Consider the following 13,656-nt stretch of genomic DNA (forward strand, 5'->3'; position numbering starts at 1 on the left):
GGACGGATTCGGGCTCGCGGTACGCGGGTCCGGGCACCGGCGGGCGGGGATTCGGGCCCGATCGCTCCCGAACCGGGCCGGCGCCCGCTCCGCCGGCCCTGCGGCTCAGTCCCCCGTGCGGCGGGCCCGGCGGGCGTACCGCAGCAGGGCGGCCCCGGACAGCAGGAGCGCCCCGGCGGCGGCCCCGGTCCAGGCCGTCGACGCCGGTCCGGTGCGGGCGAGTTCGGGGAGCGGGCGGCCGAGTCCGTCGCGGGCCGGCAGCCCGGGGCTCTCCTCGCTGGGGTCGTCCCCGTCCCCCTCCCCCGGGTCCGGGCGGGTCGACGGGTGAGGGCTGGAGGTGCCGTCCGGGGACGGGTCCCGGCCCGTGCCCGGGTCGGTACGTGAGTCCTTACGTGGGCCGTCGGGATCGCCTGGCCGCTCGGTGCGGGTGCCGGGGTCGGTGCGCTCCGGATCGGGTCGCTCGGTCCGGGGGCCGTCCGGCTCGCGGATGCCGCCCGTGGCCCCGTCGACGATCACGAACGGGTAGTCCTCCGACTCCCCCACCCACTCGCCGTCCTCGCGTCCGCCGCCCTTGCCCTTGTCCCGGTGGTGGCGCTGGACGACGGCCGCGTGGGCGGTGACCGGCCCGGGGGCGGTGTCGGAGGTGAAGGCCATCCGGACGCGTACGGAGACGGTCTCCCCGGCGGGGACGGTGACCCCGGGGAACGGGTCGCCGAAGACGCCGATCTGCTCGTCGCGGTCGGTGCTCTCCCAGGTGACCCGGTGCTCCTTCTCGGGGCTGCCGGGTTCGGAGAACTCCAGCTGGATCTGGTCAGAAGTCAGCCTCCGGTCGCGGTCGGCGAGCACGAGGACCGGGTGCAGGGCCTGGCAGGAGGTGTCGGTGGTGTTGGTGAGGTCGAGGAACCAGGTGCCGTATCCGCCGCCGGAGGCGTACCGGTCCGGGGCGTCCTGGATCCGGGTCTCGATGGGGAAGTCCTTGGCCTTCGGGTCACCGCACACGGGCTGTTCGTCGTCCGCGTTCGCGGCGCGTACGGCTGTGCCTGAGGCGCGTCCGTCTGCGGCTGCGGCTAAGGCGGCGGAGACCGCCGGGGCGGGCAGGGCGGTCGCCTGTGGTCCGCCCAGGAGCGTGGCGGGCACCGCGATCCCGGCGGCCAGCCCGAGGGCGGCGAGCGTACGGCCGTCACGTGGCCGTGCGCCGGAGGTGGGGGGCATGGGGTCACCCTTCGCTGCTCGCGGGACGACCGGGGCTCCCTGGAGGGGCGGGCGGGGCACCGGTGATGGCCTCCGACGGAATCACGCGCGCGCGGACTCAGAGAGTCGACATGCCGACTTGATTAATAGGATCACCCGACCGCACTCCCTCTCGGGCTCGCCGGCCGCGGGCCCCTCGGGCTCCCGGGCCAACGAAGCCCGCCCAGCAACGGACAGGCCCAGGAACGGGGACAGGTCCTACCCCCGCTCCCCCACCCGCCCGAACACCGGCGCGAGCACCAGCTGCGCCGCGCCCTCCGCGACCGGCCGGTCGCCACCCCCGGCGACCGTGACGGTCACGCCCGCGCCCGCCCCGCCCCGGGCGGCCCGCTCCTCGATCACGGCCCGGACGCCCCGGACGTACGCGTCCTCGTCGGCGGCCACCGTCCGGCCGCCCAGGACCACCCGGTCGATGTCGAGCAGGCCGACCAGGTTCGCCGCGCCCGTGCCCAGCACCCGGGCCGCCTCGCCCCGGTCGCCGCGCGCCTCGGCGGCCAGGCACAGGGCCTCGATGCAGCCGCGCCCGCCGCAGCCGCACAGGGGGCCGTCCAGCTGGAGGGTCTGGTGCCCGAACTCACCGGCACCCGTCCGCGCCCCCCGGTGCACCTCGCCGCCGAGGACCAGGCCCGCGCCGAGACCCGTACCGAGGTGGAGGTAGGCGAAGTCGCCACCGCCCGCACCGCCCAGGGCGAGGGCGAGAGCGGCGGCATTGGTGTCCTTGTCCAGGACCACCGGCAGCCCGGTCCGCTCGGCGAGCGCGGCGCGCAGCGGGTAGCCGTCCCACTGCGGGAATCCGGTGACCCGGTGGAGCACGCCGTCCCGGTGGTCGAGCGGTCCGGGCACCGCGACGCCCACCCCGAGGACCGGCTTGTGCGGTTCGGCCGCGCTCAGGTCCCGTACGGCGTCGGCCGCGTCCCCGAGGACCTGCTCCGCCGGAGCGCCGAGGTCGAGCGGGGCGGTGGTGACCGCGACCGGCCGGCCCGCGAGGTCGACGAGGACGGCGGTGAGCCCGTCGCGGTCGAGGTGCAGGCCGACGGCGAACTGGGCGTCGGGGACCAGCCGCAGCACCGTGCGCGGCTTGCCGCCGGTGGAGGGGCGCAGGCCCGCGCCGACGGCGAGCCCGTCCTCCCGCAACCGGGCGGTGATCTTGCTGACGGCCTGCGGGGTGAGGCCGGTGCCCTCGGCGAGCTCCAGCCGGCTGATGCCGTCAGCTCCCGCCGCCCGCAGCAGGTCGAGCACCAGCGTCGCGTTGTGGTGGCGCAGGGCAGGCAGGTTGACCCCGGCCTGGGTCCTCGTCCGGCTCCCGTTCACGGCTCACTCCTCTTCACCGCCCCATTGTGCCGGTCGCTTGCACTTTGGCAACAGCGTTGCTTAAGTGGATCGCATGACCCCCAACGCCTCCGGCGCCCCTCTCCGCGTCGCTCTCGTCGGCTACGGCCTGGCCGGCTCCGTCTTCCACGCCCCGCTGGTCTCCGCGACCGACGGCCTGGTCCTCGACACGGTCGTCACGTCGAACGAGGAGCGCCGGGCGGAGGCCCGTGCCGCATATCCGGAGGTCCGGTTCGCCGCATCGCCGGACGAACTGTGGGAGCGCGCGGACGAGCTGGACCTGGTCGTGATCGCCTCCCCGAACAAGACGCACGTCCCGCTGGCGACGGCCGCGCTGAAGGCCGGTCTCCCCGTCGTCGTGGACAAGCCGATCGCCGGGACCGCCGCCGAGGCGCGCGAGCTGGCGGCCCTCGCCGAGGAGCGCGGGCTGCTGCTCTCGGTCTTCCAGAACCGCCGCTGGGACAACGACTTCCGCACCCTGGCCTCGCTGATCGCCGACGGCGAGCTGGGCGAGGTGCAGCGCTTCGAGTCCCGGTTCGAGCGCTGGCGGCCGCAGCTGAAGGGCGGCTGGCGCGAGTCGGGCGACCCGGACGAGATCGGCGGCCTGCTGTACGACCTGGGCAGCCATGTCGTCGATCAGGCGCTGGTGCTGTTCGGAGCAGCGGTGCAGGTGTACGCCGAGTCCGACGTACGGCGTCCCGGCGCGGCGGCGGACGACGACACGTTCATCGCGATCACGCACGAGAACGGGGTCCGCTCCCATCTGTACGTCAGCGCCACCACGGCCCAGCTCGGCCCGCGCTTTCGCGTGCTCGGCTCGGCGGCGGGCTATGTGAAGTACGGCCTGGACCCGCAGGAGGCGGCCCTGCGCGAGGGGCTGCGCCCGGCGGCCGGCGAGCCGTGGGGCGAGGAGGTGGAGGAGCTGTGGGGCCGCATCGGCTCCGGCGAGTCCCCGCTGACCGGCGGCGGCACCCCCGTCCGTACGCTGCCCGGCGACTACCCCGCCTACTACGCCGCCGTCGCCGCGGCCGTCCGTGGCACCGGCGACAACCCGGTCACCGCACTCCAGGCGGCCGCGGCCCTGGACGTCCTGGAGGCCGCCCGCCGCTCGGCGCGCGAGGGCGTCTCGGTCACCCTTCTCCCCCACCACGACGACCCCCGCCACGACGAACCGCACCACGACGCAGAGGAGCGGCGCGCATGACCACCACCTCCCCCACCATCTCCGAGCTGATCGCCCAGGAGCGCCGGCTCACCCTCCCGCACTTCTCCTACGACGACGCGTTCGCGCTGGGCAGCCTGCTGGTCAAACTGGCCCGGGAGCGGCACGCACCGGTCGCGATCGACATCCGGCGCGGGGCGCAGCAGCTGTTTCACGCGGCGCTGCCCGGTTCGAGTGCGGACAACGACGCGTGGATCGACCGCAAGCGCAAGGTGGTCGAGCGGTACGGCGAGAGCTCGTACCTGGTCGGCACCCGGTTCCGCGCGAAGGGCACGACGTTCGAGGAGTCGTCCCGCCTGGACCCGGGCACGTACGCCGCGCACGGCGGTTCGTTCCCGATCGCGGTGGAGGGCGCGGGCGTGATCGGCACGGTCACGGTGTCCGGCCTGCCGCAGGCCGAGGACCACGCGATGGTGGTCGAGGCGCTGGAGCAGTTCGCGGCGACGCCGGGGGCCTGAACCCGCCGTACGCGAAGGGCGGGCCGGGCGGCTGAGCAGCCCGTAAGGGGAGGGGGCGTCGTCACGTACGCGTACAGCGACGACACCCCCTCCCCCTGCTACGCGTCCTTGAGCTCCTGCCGCTGCCGGCCGAGCCCCTCCACCTCCAGCTCCACCACGTCGCCCGCCTTCAGGTACGGCTTGGGCTCGGGCTGCCCCATGGCGACCCCGGCGGGCGTACCGGTGTTGATGATGTCGCCCGGGTAGAGGGTCATGAAGTGGCTGAGGTAGCGGACGACCTCGCCGACCGGGAAGATCTGCTCGGCCGTGGTGCCGTTCTGCTTCAGCTCGCCGTTGACCCAGAGGCGCAGCGGCAGGGCCTGCGGGTCGGCCACCTCGTCGGCGGTGACGAGCCAGGGGCCCAGCGGGTTGAACGTCTCGCAGTTCTTGCCCTTGTCCCAGGTGCCGCCGCGCTCGATCTGGAACTCGCGCTCGGAGACGTCGTGGGCGGTGGCGTACCCGGCGACATGGGCGAGCCCCTCCTCGGCGGAGCCGAGGTAGCGGGCGGTGCGCCCGATGACGACGGCGAGCTCGACCTCCCAGTCGGTCTTGCGGCTGCCGCGCGGTACGAGGACGGTGTCGTCGGGCCCGACGACGGTGTCGGGGGCCTTGAAGAACAGGATCGGCTCGGTCGGGATCTCCGCACCCGTCTCGGCGGCGTGGTCGTGGTAGTTCAGCCCGATGCACACGATCTTGCCGATGCGCCCCAGCGGCGGACCGATCCGCAGCCCTGTCGCGTCCAGGGCGGGCAGCACACCGGGGTTCTCGGCGGCCGCCCGTACGCGGGCGAGCGCGGAGGCGTCGGCGAGCAGATCGCCGTCGATGTCAGGGACGATTCCCGACAGATCACGCAGAGTCCCGTCGCGGTCGAGAAGTGCGGGACGCTCGGCGCCCGCCGTACCGACTCGAAGCAGCTTCAACGGTCCAACTCCTCTTGATCGAGGTGGAGAGCCCGCCGGCGGGTTGCGGCCGCCGAGGGGCTTGGCTGATCGTCCAAGAGATCGGATCACTCCGCAAGACCTCGTTCACACACTGGACCGGCGCATCGGCCGCGCCGATTACGCCGCAGTGGCCATGGCGCCACCGGCGACGGGCATGTCGCGGTAGAGCCAGGCCCGCTCGACCGCGGTCCAGGTGGTCGTGGTGACGACGTAGAGCGCGGCGGCCAGCGGCACGACGGCCACGGTGATCAGGGTGAAGAAGGACAGCAGCGGCATCAGCTTGGTCATCGCGCCCATCCCGGGCACGGGCTGTCCGTCCGGGCCGGCGGCGGGCGTCATCGGGTTGGCGGCCATCTGCCGCTTGGTGCGTCCGTAGTTGAACGTGGCGACGGCGGCGACGATCACGAAGAGCCCCAGGTAGACCAGCCCCTGCCCGCCGAACAGGCCGCCGTGCGCGAGCGCGTCGTGCCAGCGCCCGCCGAGCGGTGCGCCGAGCAGGTCGTGGCTGAGCAGCGCGTTGGGCTCGCCGCCGATCGAACTGCTGGAGAACAGGTGGTAGAGCAGGAAGAACGCGGGCATCTGGAGCAGGCTCGGCAGGCAGCCGGAGAGCGGCGACACCTTCTCGGCCGCGTGCAGCTCCATGATCGCCTTCTGCATCCGCTCGGGATTCTTGCCGTGCTTCTTACGGAGCTCGGCGATCTGCGGCTGGAGCCGGCTGCGGGCCTTCTGGCCGCGCGCGGCGGCCCGGGAGAGCGGGTGGACGGCGAGCCGGACGAGCGCCGTGAACAGGATGATCGCCGCGGCGGTCGACGCGGTCTGGAAGAGCGGCTGCAGCAGATCGGCGAGGGAGCCGACCAGGCTCGCGAAAGCGGACATGAAGGCGGACATGGGTGAGCCCTCCGGGGGTCTCGTCGTGCCGGGAGGTACCTGCGCAGAAGGCGACGAGGTACGGGGTGGTCACTCGGCATGACGACCGGCGCGGGGCGCACCCGTCCCGGGTGCGGCGCACGTACGCGAGGTACGGGCGGGACGTGCGGGGTTGCCCTACGCGGCGGCCGTCAGGAGGGCGTGCCCGGGTGCCCGGGGCCTGGTGCGCCCCCGTGCATCGGGGTCGCGTTGCGGGAGGAACGCGGTGCGCCGCTCCCGGTCCCTGATGGCGGTACGGACCCGGGTGCGGGGCACCGGGGACGCGCAGCGGGCGCTGATGACGGCGCAGGCGAGGAGGGCGGAACCGGCCGCGGCGGTGGCGGCGAGCGCGACGGCGGCGGAGAGGCTGCCGCCCTCGGCGAGGAGGACCTCGGTAAGGAAGAGGAGGACGAGTCCGGCGGGCCGGAGCAGCCGGGCGAAGGCGCGGCGCAGGGCGTTGGCGTCCCGCACGATGTGCACCTCCCGTTCCTGGTTCCGTCCTCGTACCGTTGCTGCGGAGTGCCGCCCATCGGAGTGAACGGCACTCTTTCGTTATACACGATGATCGGGGCGGCCCCAGGGTTTCTCGCCACCGTTCAGCGGGGGCGCATCGCGGTGAGCTGCCCCCAGACGACGAGCCGGTAACGCGAGCTGAACTCGGGGGTGCAGGTGGTGAGGGTGAGGTAGTAGCCGGGCTCGCTGTAGCCGGCGGAGGTGGTGACGTTGCTGCGCGGCACGGGCGCGATGACGCCGCTGTCGGAGGGCGCGGTCCGGGCGAGGCGTTTACCGACGGTGTACGTGTAGACGGCGTCGCGGGTCTCGACGGTGATCCGGTCACCGCTGCGGAGCCGGTCGATGCGGCGGAAGGGTTCGCCGTGGGTGTTGCGGTGCCCGGCGAGCGCGAAGTTCCCGGCCTGCCCGGCCTGCGCGGTACGGGTGTAGTGCCCGACGTACCCCCGGTCGAGCACCCCGCCCTTGCTGGTGCCCTCGGCGACGGGGGCGGTGAGCCCGATCCGGGGGATGCGCAGGACGGCGTACGCCTGGTCCCAGCGGGGGGCGGCACGGGGCCGGGCGGCCGGGGCGGGAGGCGGATCGCCGTCCGCTTCCGGACCGGGGCTCGCGGAGGGCCGGGGACTCTCTTGTCGCTCACCACGGCCACCGCCACCGCTGTCTTCCCGGCTCGGCCGGTCCCACTCCCGCTGGAGGCTCTGGACGGTACGCCCGGCGTCGGCGCGGGCCTCGCGGTTGGTCCACCAGAGCTGGTGGGCGACGAGGAGGAGCAGGACGACACCGAGGGTGACGACGACTTCGGCGGAGACCCAGAGCCCGCGGGCGAGGAGATGCGAACCGCCACCGCCACGGCCTCGCGCCCCGGACAACACCCCGCGCCCTCGCCCGGCTCCCCGCCTCCGCATCGACGCCACCCTCCCGCACCGCAAGCCTCGGGGCGCACGACCGCACACCGTTGAAGACTCGGAGCGCACGGTAGGGGCAAACCTCACAACTCTCCAGACTTCTCCCGCTTCTCCTCCTCCGCCCCCTTCTCCCCGACGTCACCGTCCGGCAGTACCGTGTGGTCCATGCGCCCCGACACGCCTGCCGACCACACCACCGAAGCCGAGCGTCTGCTCCGCACCGCGGCGCAGTACCCCGAGGACCACGAACCGCTGATCCTCCAGGCCGCGGCCCACCTGGAACTCGCGGGCGACCGCGCCCGCGCAAGCACGCTCTACGACGACCTGCTCGCCGCCCCCGAGGCGACCGTCGACAACCCGCACCTGATCAAGGCCCTGAAAGCGGCCAACCTCTGGGAGTACGGTCACGAGGCCGAGGCCCGGGCGATCATCGACGGCATCCGAGCCGCGGGCCCGCTGAACGCCGCGCCGTGGCAGGTGGCCGCGGAGACCCTGGAGGCGCACGACGAGCTGGAGAAGGCGCACGACTTCCTCTCCACCGCCCTGACCCTGCTGCTGGCCCCCGGCGAGGAGGTCCCGTACGCCACGCAGTCCCTGCTGACCGGCCGCCACCGGGTGCGCCGGCTGATGGGCCTGGAGCACGACGCCTGGGACGAGCTGGCGGGCGAGCTGCACACGGCCGCGGTGCCCCTGGACGAACTGCACGACCCGAAGCGCCTGTGGTCGCTGGGGTCATCGGACCCGGTGGAGCTGAAGGCCGAGATCGCCCGCCTGCGCGCGGAGCTGGGCACGTACCGGACGGCGCTGTCCCGCCCGTTCCCGGTGGCGGTACTGCACTGGCCGGAACAGGAGCTCCGCGAACTGCTCACGGCGTACCCGGCGTTGACCGAGGAGTACGTTGACCGCGCGACCCACCTGGACCGCCTGGAGGCGTCCCTGCGCGACCTCCACGCGACGGGCACCCCGAACCTGGGCATCGTGACGGGCACGGTCCCCTCGTACGAGGCGTTCGCCGCCTCGGAGGCCGCGTCCCCGTCCGACCCGGGCCTCCTCCCCCAGTACGCCACCACCCTCGCCGCCCGGGGCCGCGCGATCCCGTGGCCTCCGTCGCGCACGGCTGCCTGCTGGTGCGGGTCGGGGGAGGCTTATGGGGGGTGCCACGGGGGCGAGTGACGTCTCAACACGGCATGAGGCCAGGCCTGCCGGTCTGCCCCCATGCCTCGCTGGTCTCTCCCGGCTGCTCTTCCCCTGCCGACTTCCTCGCCAGCAATTGCCGCGACATTTGGTCAGATTTCACTGGATTCCTTCACATGCTTCGCTCCGATGGCATCCACACCGCAAGCAACTGCCGGAACGACTGACGCTCGCGCCCTGGAACTACACGTGAGCGTCAGGAGTCTGATCAGGTGCACACCTCACATCAATCCTTTCGCGGAAGCGTGTCAGCGTGACCCTTTTCGAACCTCCCGGCCCCGCAGCCGGCGTTTGTGATGACCCGGAACTGATGGTCGCATACCAGCACCTGATCGGGCTCGATCCTGACGGAACCCGATTCGCCAAAGTACTGCGGGACACCATCGATCAACTCCTCAACGGCGAGGCCACTGGGCGCTACGATTGGGCAGACCTCTTTAAAACCGAAAAGACTCACGCCGGAACGCTTGTTGAAATCAACCTGCAACGTGAGTTTGAGTTTGCCGATGGCGTCGAAATGGACTATCGCATAGAAGGAATCGACGTCGACTGCAAGTACTCACAGAGGTTCGGATCATGGATGATTCCCCCCGAAGCGGAGGGCCACCTATGCCTGCTCGTCTGGGCCGACGACTCCCAGAGCAAGTGGAGTGCGGGCTTGTTGCGCATCAAGCGCGAATGGCTCAATGGCGGAACCAATCGGGACATGAAGTTCACGGTCAAGGCGGAACACCGCAACAAGATCACGTGGCTCTGGAAGGAATTTGAACTTCCAGAAAACGTACTACTTCACCTTCCCCCTGCAACACGGGCACGCATTCTGATCCCGGGCAGGAACAAGGGGCAGGCTCGCGTTCGCGAACTGTTCCGTTCCGTACACGGCAAGCGCATCGGCCGAGGAGTGGTACGCACGGCCGCCCAACAGCTCGACTACATGGCGCGTGTACGCGAAGGCAGTAGCGGACGCGCACGCCCAGCCCTACGCCCTGAGGGGATCATCATCTTGGGCGACTACCAGTCCCACCAAGCCGTAGCAAGGGATCTGGGCGGTCCAGTACCAGCGGAAGGAGAGTTCGTCGCGCATCGCGTCGTGCGTGCGCGACAAAAACACGAGGGACTCCCACAAGCCGAGATCAACGGGGAGCGCTGGGTCATCGCACAGCCTGGCGACGACGTGGAAACTGCCCCACAGTTGCCCGAAGCCCAAGAGGGCAGCACGAGAGCAGCCCAGCAACGCCGCCTTCTCCCGCCGAAAGACAGCGGCGCCAGCCTGACCACACCCCGGCAAGAGGAGCTGGGTAGCGACGGACCTTGGGGATGAGTTTCCAGTAGCCAAACGGGCGGAAACTAGGCCTCGACGTTCATCGATATAACATTGAAGAGGATAGCACCCATGAACTCCTACCGCTCGGCATTGACTTCGAAATGATTCCTACCATCACGAGGAACAATGCACGGACGAGTAAGTTCATGCCCAAGGATCAGAAGCAGCAAATCCTCCAGAACGCCGGAATCGCTGGAGAATGATGAGCAACGACACCTGGGAACCGCCCGACGGCTCGTGGGCTTCATCCGCCGCTCGACGCCGAAACATGCAGGCGATCCGAAGCCGCGACACCAAGCCTGAACTGCTGGTGCGGAGAATCCTGCACGCTCAGGGGCTTCGATACCGCGTTGCGGCCAAGCCGTTGCCAGGGCTCCGCCGGACGGCAGACATTGTCTTCCGTCCGGCGAAGTTGGCTGTCTTTATTGACGGCTGTTACTGGCATGGCTGCCCGATGCATTACGTTCCGCCAAAGACCAACTCCGGCTATTGGTCAGAGAAGGTTCTTCGAAATGTCAGCCGCGACAGGGACACTGACCGTCATCTCCAAGCCGCTGGCTGGACGGTGCTGCGCTTCTGGGAGCACGAGTCAGCCGACGACTGCGCGCTCGCGATCGCTGCCGCGGTTAGCCGCCTTCGGAGCAGCCGGGGCTGAGAGCTCAGTCAGCCTGAACAGCAGCTCGCTGCCAGTTTCGCTTCCTTCGGAACGCGGCTGGCGTACCGCGGCAACAACGCCAGCCTCCTTGCCTGCCTTCAGTGCTGCGATGATCTGTTCACCTACAGCCTGGGCAACCGGCGGCGGGAATGCGTTCCCCACCTGCCGGTAGGCAGCCGTCTTCCTGCCCTTGAACTTCCAGCTCGGCGGGAAACCCTGGATAATCGCCGCCTGCTCGACAGTCAGCTTCGGTCCTGCCGCAGAAAATAGGTCGCGCTCGTAGCTTTCCTGCTTCTTCATCTCTTCGGAGTCATTTGCAACTCCGAGTCCGCAAACGCCGAGAGCTGCCCATGCTTTTTTAGCCCGGGTCGGCCCCAGGTCAGCGCCTCCATGTTTCTTGGAACCGCCAACTAGCGTGGGGGCTACACCCTTAGATGCCTTGCCTTGCCATTCCTTCAGCGCTTCCGCAGCGCGCGGATCATCAATCTCGGCAAATCGCTTAGCCATCGTCACTTTCAAGGCTTCCCCCACTGTGCGCACAGGAAGCTTCTTTGGCTTAGTTTGAGCAAAGAAGGGCAGGTAGGGTTCTTTCAGCGCAACCAAGATGGCACGCGGCCGGAGCTGAGGAACACCGTAGTTCTTAGCTTCCAGCACTTCCCAGTAGCACTTTTTGTACCCCATGGACTCAAGGCGCTCCAGCAGGTGCTCACGGTAGTCCTGGAACTTCTCCCTCGGCTCCAGCAGCCCACGGACGTTCTCGATCATCACAGCCTTGGGCTCAAGCTCGTCCACAAGATTGAGCATGGTCGGGAACAGGTCACGCTCATCGTCTGGCCCCAACTGCTTGCCGGCCACCGAGAAGGGCGGGCAGGGCACACCACCCGCCAGGAGATCAAGATCCCCTGGCTCCAGCCCAAGTTCTAGGCGCAGGCCCTTCGGGTCAAGCGTCGTCAGGTCGGCCTGCTTGACCGTGCAGCCTTCCCAGTCGTCATTTCCTTCCACGTTCGCCCGGAGCGTTTCCACGGCATGGGGATCGATCTCGATGAGCGCCAAGTGCCTGAACAGCGCATCGTGGAGCCCCAGCGCCTGCCCACCCGCCCCAGCGCAGATCTCAACTGAGGTGAACGTCCTCTCAGTGCTGGTCATACACCCTCCTTCCTAACGTGCCCGACTGGCACCGGCTCTCGCCAGCCATCACAGAGGGTGACAGACCCCACTGACAACGCGATCGCCTTCAAGTGTGCGTCACGCACCACAACACTCCGACCGCCCCACACGTGACAGCGAACACTCATACGATATGGCCCATGCCGAGAAGCCCTGCATGGACCCAAGACGAGTTGCTGCTTGCCTGCGCTCTCGTAGTCGAGAACGGCTGGAACGAGCTCCGTGAGGGCGACCTCCGAGTTGCGGATCTGTCTGACCTCCTCCGGTCCTTGCCGATCCACGAGGGCGCTGCACGCGCCATCTCGAAGTTCCGGTCCATCGGCAGCGTCAGCCGCAAGACCTCCGACCTGGCTTCTAACCACCCCGCGTACGTCGGCACACCGACGAAGGGGGGACGCCTGGACAGGGAGATGATCAGCGCCTTCATCGCCCGGCCGACAGAGATGCTCCTTGCCGCAGCCGCGCTCCGCCAAGGAATCGGCACAGGGGAGCTTTACTCCATTCCTCAGGATCCGGACGAGTTGGACGAAGAGGGAAATTCGGCGGTCGAAGGCCGCCTTCTCACGCGCTGGGCACTGTATCGCGAACGTAACAGAGGGCTGCGTGCTCGCAAGATCGCTCAAGCGACGAAGCTCGGACAGCCCCTGCAGTGCGAAGTATGCGATTTTGATTTTGGCAGCATCTACGGTGCCCTGGGCACCGGGTACATCGAGGTGCACCATCGTCTGCCTCTCCACGTGTCCGGGCCTCGCGAGACCAGGCTGGACGATCTGGCCTTCCTGTGCGCCAACTGCCACCGGATGTGCCACAGGAGCCGCGCCGGAGAATCGTGGCGCACGCCAAGTGCCCTGCGGGCGGAAATAGTGAAATCTGCACCGTGACCAGCGCCAGGCACACAGGGGCAACCCGTAGGCTCCTCCGACCACACGCCTGGCTGATGAGGACCACGTCATAGCCCGCGCCTCCTCTGGCCCTCAAAGCTCGCCTGCGCTCGGTCCAGGGCTCCGTCCGGATCGCACCCGTGGGCCCGCAGCCAGTGGAGGAGGTCGGCGATCACATCGATGGCCGATTCCTCCGCGTGCGCCACGGTCACCGGTCCCCTCTCAACGCCCATGTCCCGCCCGGACACTCGGAGCAGCCCGAGCAGGGCTTCGGCCCTCGCGACCTGGGGCCCGTCCAGGTGGTCGACCGACGACCGTAACCCGGTGACCAGCTCGCACCAGGTGGCCTTCGAATCGGCCCGGAGGACGACTCCCCAGCGGTCGGCGAGAGCGTCCACGAGAACCAGTCCGCGCCCATGCTCCTCCCCGTCCTCCCGCGTGGTGAGAACCGGGACGCCCCGCGGGTCCGGGTCGCTCACCTCAATACGCAGGCGACCGCCGTTCATGGAGACGGCGAGACGTGCGCACGTGCCCGGCCCCACGTGCTTTATCACGTTCGCCGCCAGCTCCGAAGCACAGAGCTGGGCGTCGGGGGCGATGTCGGCCAGGCCCCAGAGGTCCAGCCGAAACCTGACCGCGTTTCTCAGCCCTGCCAACCCCGCCGGCTCCGCCAGGAAAGGCATCTCCCAGGCCTTGCGCACCACACCGAAACGACAGCCGTCCATGTCGATCACCGCTCCCCGCAGACTCGCCATCACCATGCGTGACGAAACGTAAGAGAAGAGTGTCATTGCAACTCTCATTTTGGAACTCTCATCAAGGACTCTCGGGAGCACGCCCCCGTGCTGCACGCCCCCGGCGCACGCCCACTTGC

The 13,656-nt window shown here is 69.7% G+C and carries 14 protein-coding genes; 6 read left to right on the forward strand and 8 right to left on the reverse strand.

Annotated elements, in window-relative coordinates:
* Positions 1 to 105: 105 nt before the first annotated feature.
* Entirely contained in the window at positions 106 to 1,212 is a 1,107-nt protein-coding gene (locus tag IE134_RS19525; RefSeq protein WP_126931485.1) for a chromosomal replication initiator protein DnaA, read from the reverse strand.
* Positions 1,213 to 1,449: 237 nt separating this feature from the next.
* Entirely contained in the window at positions 1,450 to 2,562 is a 1,113-nt protein-coding gene (locus tag IE134_RS19530) for an ROK family transcriptional regulator (protein WP_030708642.1), read from the reverse strand.
* 73 nt (positions 2,563 to 2,635) lie between these two features.
* Between IE134_RS19530 and IE134_RS19535 the strand changes: the two genes are divergently transcribed.
* Together IE134_RS19535 and IE134_RS19540 are read left to right on the forward strand one after the other, a co-directional pair.
* The gene (locus IE134_RS19535; protein WP_030708644.1) at positions 2,636 to 3,784 is read left to right on the forward strand and encodes a Gfo/Idh/MocA family oxidoreductase; all 1,149 of its coding nucleotides are present in this window, start codon (positions 2,636 to 2,638) and stop codon (positions 3,782 to 3,784) included.
* The gene (locus IE134_RS19540) at positions 3,781 to 4,260 is read left to right on the forward strand and encodes a heme-degrading domain-containing protein (RefSeq protein ID WP_189431204.1); all 480 of its coding nucleotides are present in this window, start codon (positions 3,781 to 3,783) and stop codon (positions 4,258 to 4,260) included. Before IE134_RS19535 ends, IE134_RS19540 begins: the two co-directional genes overlap by 4 nt.
* A 98-nt stretch (positions 4,261 to 4,358) precedes the next feature.
* On the opposite strand, the gene IE134_RS19545 is transcribed toward IE134_RS19540, so the two are convergent.
* From IE134_RS19545 to IE134_RS19560, 4 genes are all read right to left on the reverse strand, one after another.
* Positions 4,359 to 5,219: a fumarylacetoacetate hydrolase family protein gene (locus IE134_RS19545; RefSeq protein WP_189431205.1), complete on the reverse strand. Its 861-nt coding sequence runs from the start codon at positions 5,217 to 5,219 to the stop codon at positions 4,359 to 4,361.
* A gap of 138 nt (positions 5,220 to 5,357) precedes the next feature.
* Entirely contained in the window at positions 5,358 to 6,128 is a 771-nt protein-coding gene (locus IE134_RS19550; protein WP_030708650.1) for a YidC/Oxa1 family membrane protein insertase, read from the reverse strand.
* Positions 6,129 to 6,284: 156 nt separating this feature from the next.
* The gene (locus tag IE134_RS19555; RefSeq protein WP_063835909.1) at positions 6,285 to 6,617 is read right to left on the reverse strand and encodes a DUF6412 domain-containing protein; all 333 of its coding nucleotides are present in this window, start codon (positions 6,615 to 6,617) and stop codon (positions 6,285 to 6,287) included.
* 125 nt (positions 6,618 to 6,742) lie between these two features.
* Complete coding sequence (locus tag IE134_RS19560) at positions 6,743 to 7,561, reverse strand: class E sortase (protein ID WP_373296812.1); 819 nt, start codon at positions 7,559 to 7,561, stop codon at positions 6,743 to 6,745.
* Positions 7,562 to 7,726: 165 nt separating this feature from the next.
* Between IE134_RS19560 and IE134_RS19565 the strand changes: the two genes are divergently transcribed.
* The 3 genes from IE134_RS19565 (at position 7,727) to IE134_RS19575 (ending at position 10,734) form a co-directional block, all read left to right on the forward strand.
* Positions 7,727 to 8,734, forward strand: coding sequence for an SEC-C domain-containing protein (locus tag IE134_RS19565; protein ID WP_098016803.1), 1,008 nt, complete (start codon positions 7,727 to 7,729; stop codon positions 8,732 to 8,734).
* A gap of 274 nt (positions 8,735 to 9,008) precedes the next feature.
* Positions 9,009 to 10,076: a NaeI family type II restriction endonuclease gene (locus IE134_RS19570; RefSeq protein WP_098016804.1), complete on the forward strand. Its 1,068-nt coding sequence runs from the start codon at positions 9,009 to 9,011 to the stop codon at positions 10,074 to 10,076.
* Between the two features lie 205 nt (positions 10,077 to 10,281).
* A complete protein-coding gene (locus IE134_RS19575) occupies positions 10,282 to 10,734 on the forward strand; it encodes a very short patch repair endonuclease (RefSeq protein ID WP_089117821.1) in 453 nt (150 codons plus the stop codon).
* Here the strand turns inward: IE134_RS19575 and IE134_RS19580 are convergent.
* The gene (locus IE134_RS19580; RefSeq protein WP_098016805.1) at positions 10,669 to 11,880 is read right to left on the reverse strand and encodes a DNA cytosine methyltransferase; all 1,212 of its coding nucleotides are present in this window, start codon (positions 11,878 to 11,880) and stop codon (positions 10,669 to 10,671) included. The genes IE134_RS19575 and IE134_RS19580 overlap by 66 nt on opposite strands.
* A gap of 161 nt (positions 11,881 to 12,041) precedes the next feature.
* Here IE134_RS19580 and IE134_RS19585 point away from each other — a divergent pair, with 161 nt between their 5' ends.
* Positions 12,042 to 12,782: an HNH endonuclease gene (locus tag IE134_RS19585; protein WP_098016806.1), complete on the forward strand. Its 741-nt coding sequence runs from the start codon at positions 12,042 to 12,044 to the stop codon at positions 12,780 to 12,782.
* Between the two features lie 68 nt (positions 12,783 to 12,850).
* Here IE134_RS19585 and IE134_RS19590 read toward each other — a convergent pair whose 3' ends face one another.
* Positions 12,851 to 13,573: an ATP-binding protein gene (locus tag IE134_RS19590; protein ID WP_229823658.1), complete on the reverse strand. Its 723-nt coding sequence runs from the start codon at positions 13,571 to 13,573 to the stop codon at positions 12,851 to 12,853.
* Positions 13,574 to 13,656 lie beyond the last annotated feature (83 nt).

It is taken from the genome of Streptomyces rubiginosohelvolus (assembly GCF_014649875.1).
Classification (GTDB): Bacteria; Actinomycetota; Actinomycetes; order Streptomycetales; family Streptomycetaceae; genus Streptomyces; species Streptomyces rubiginosohelvolus.

What these genes read in the sequence shown, in the direction of transcription:
- IE134_RS19525 (WP_126931485.1), bottom strand. Translation starts at nt 1,212, where the DNA reads ATGCCCCCCACCTCCGGCGCACGGCCACGTGACGGCCGTACGCTCGCC.
- IE134_RS19535 (WP_030708644.1), top strand. Translation starts at nt 2,636, where the DNA reads ATGACCCCCAACGCCTCCGGCGCCCCTCTCCGCGTCGCTCTCGTCGGC.
- IE134_RS19540 (WP_189431204.1), top strand. Translation starts at nt 3,781, where the DNA reads ATGACCACCACCTCCCCCACCATCTCCGAGCTGATCGCCCAGGAGCGC.
- IE134_RS19550 (WP_030708650.1), bottom strand. Translation starts at nt 6,128, where the DNA reads ATGTCCGCCTTCATGTCCGCTTTCGCGAGCCTGGTCGGCTCCCTCGCC.
- IE134_RS19560 (WP_373296812.1), bottom strand. Translation starts at nt 7,561, where the DNA reads ATGCGGAGGCGGGGAGCCGGGCGAGGGCGCGGGGTGTTGTCCGGGGCG.
- IE134_RS19565 (WP_098016803.1), top strand. Translation starts at nt 7,727, where the DNA reads ATGCGCCCCGACACGCCTGCCGACCACACCACCGAAGCCGAGCGTCTG.
- IE134_RS19575 (WP_089117821.1), top strand. Translation starts at nt 10,282, where the DNA reads ATGAGCAACGACACCTGGGAACCGCCCGACGGCTCGTGGGCTTCATCC.
- IE134_RS19580 (WP_098016805.1), bottom strand. Translation starts at nt 11,880, where the DNA reads ATGACCAGCACTGAGAGGACGTTCACCTCAGTTGAGATCTGCGCTGGG.
- IE134_RS19585 (WP_098016806.1), top strand. Translation starts at nt 12,042, where the DNA reads ATGCCGAGAAGCCCTGCATGGACCCAAGACGAGTTGCTGCTTGCCTGC.
- IE134_RS19590 (WP_229823658.1), bottom strand. Translation starts at nt 13,573, where the DNA reads ATGACACTCTTCTCTTACGTTTCGTCACGCATGGTGATGGCGAGTCTG.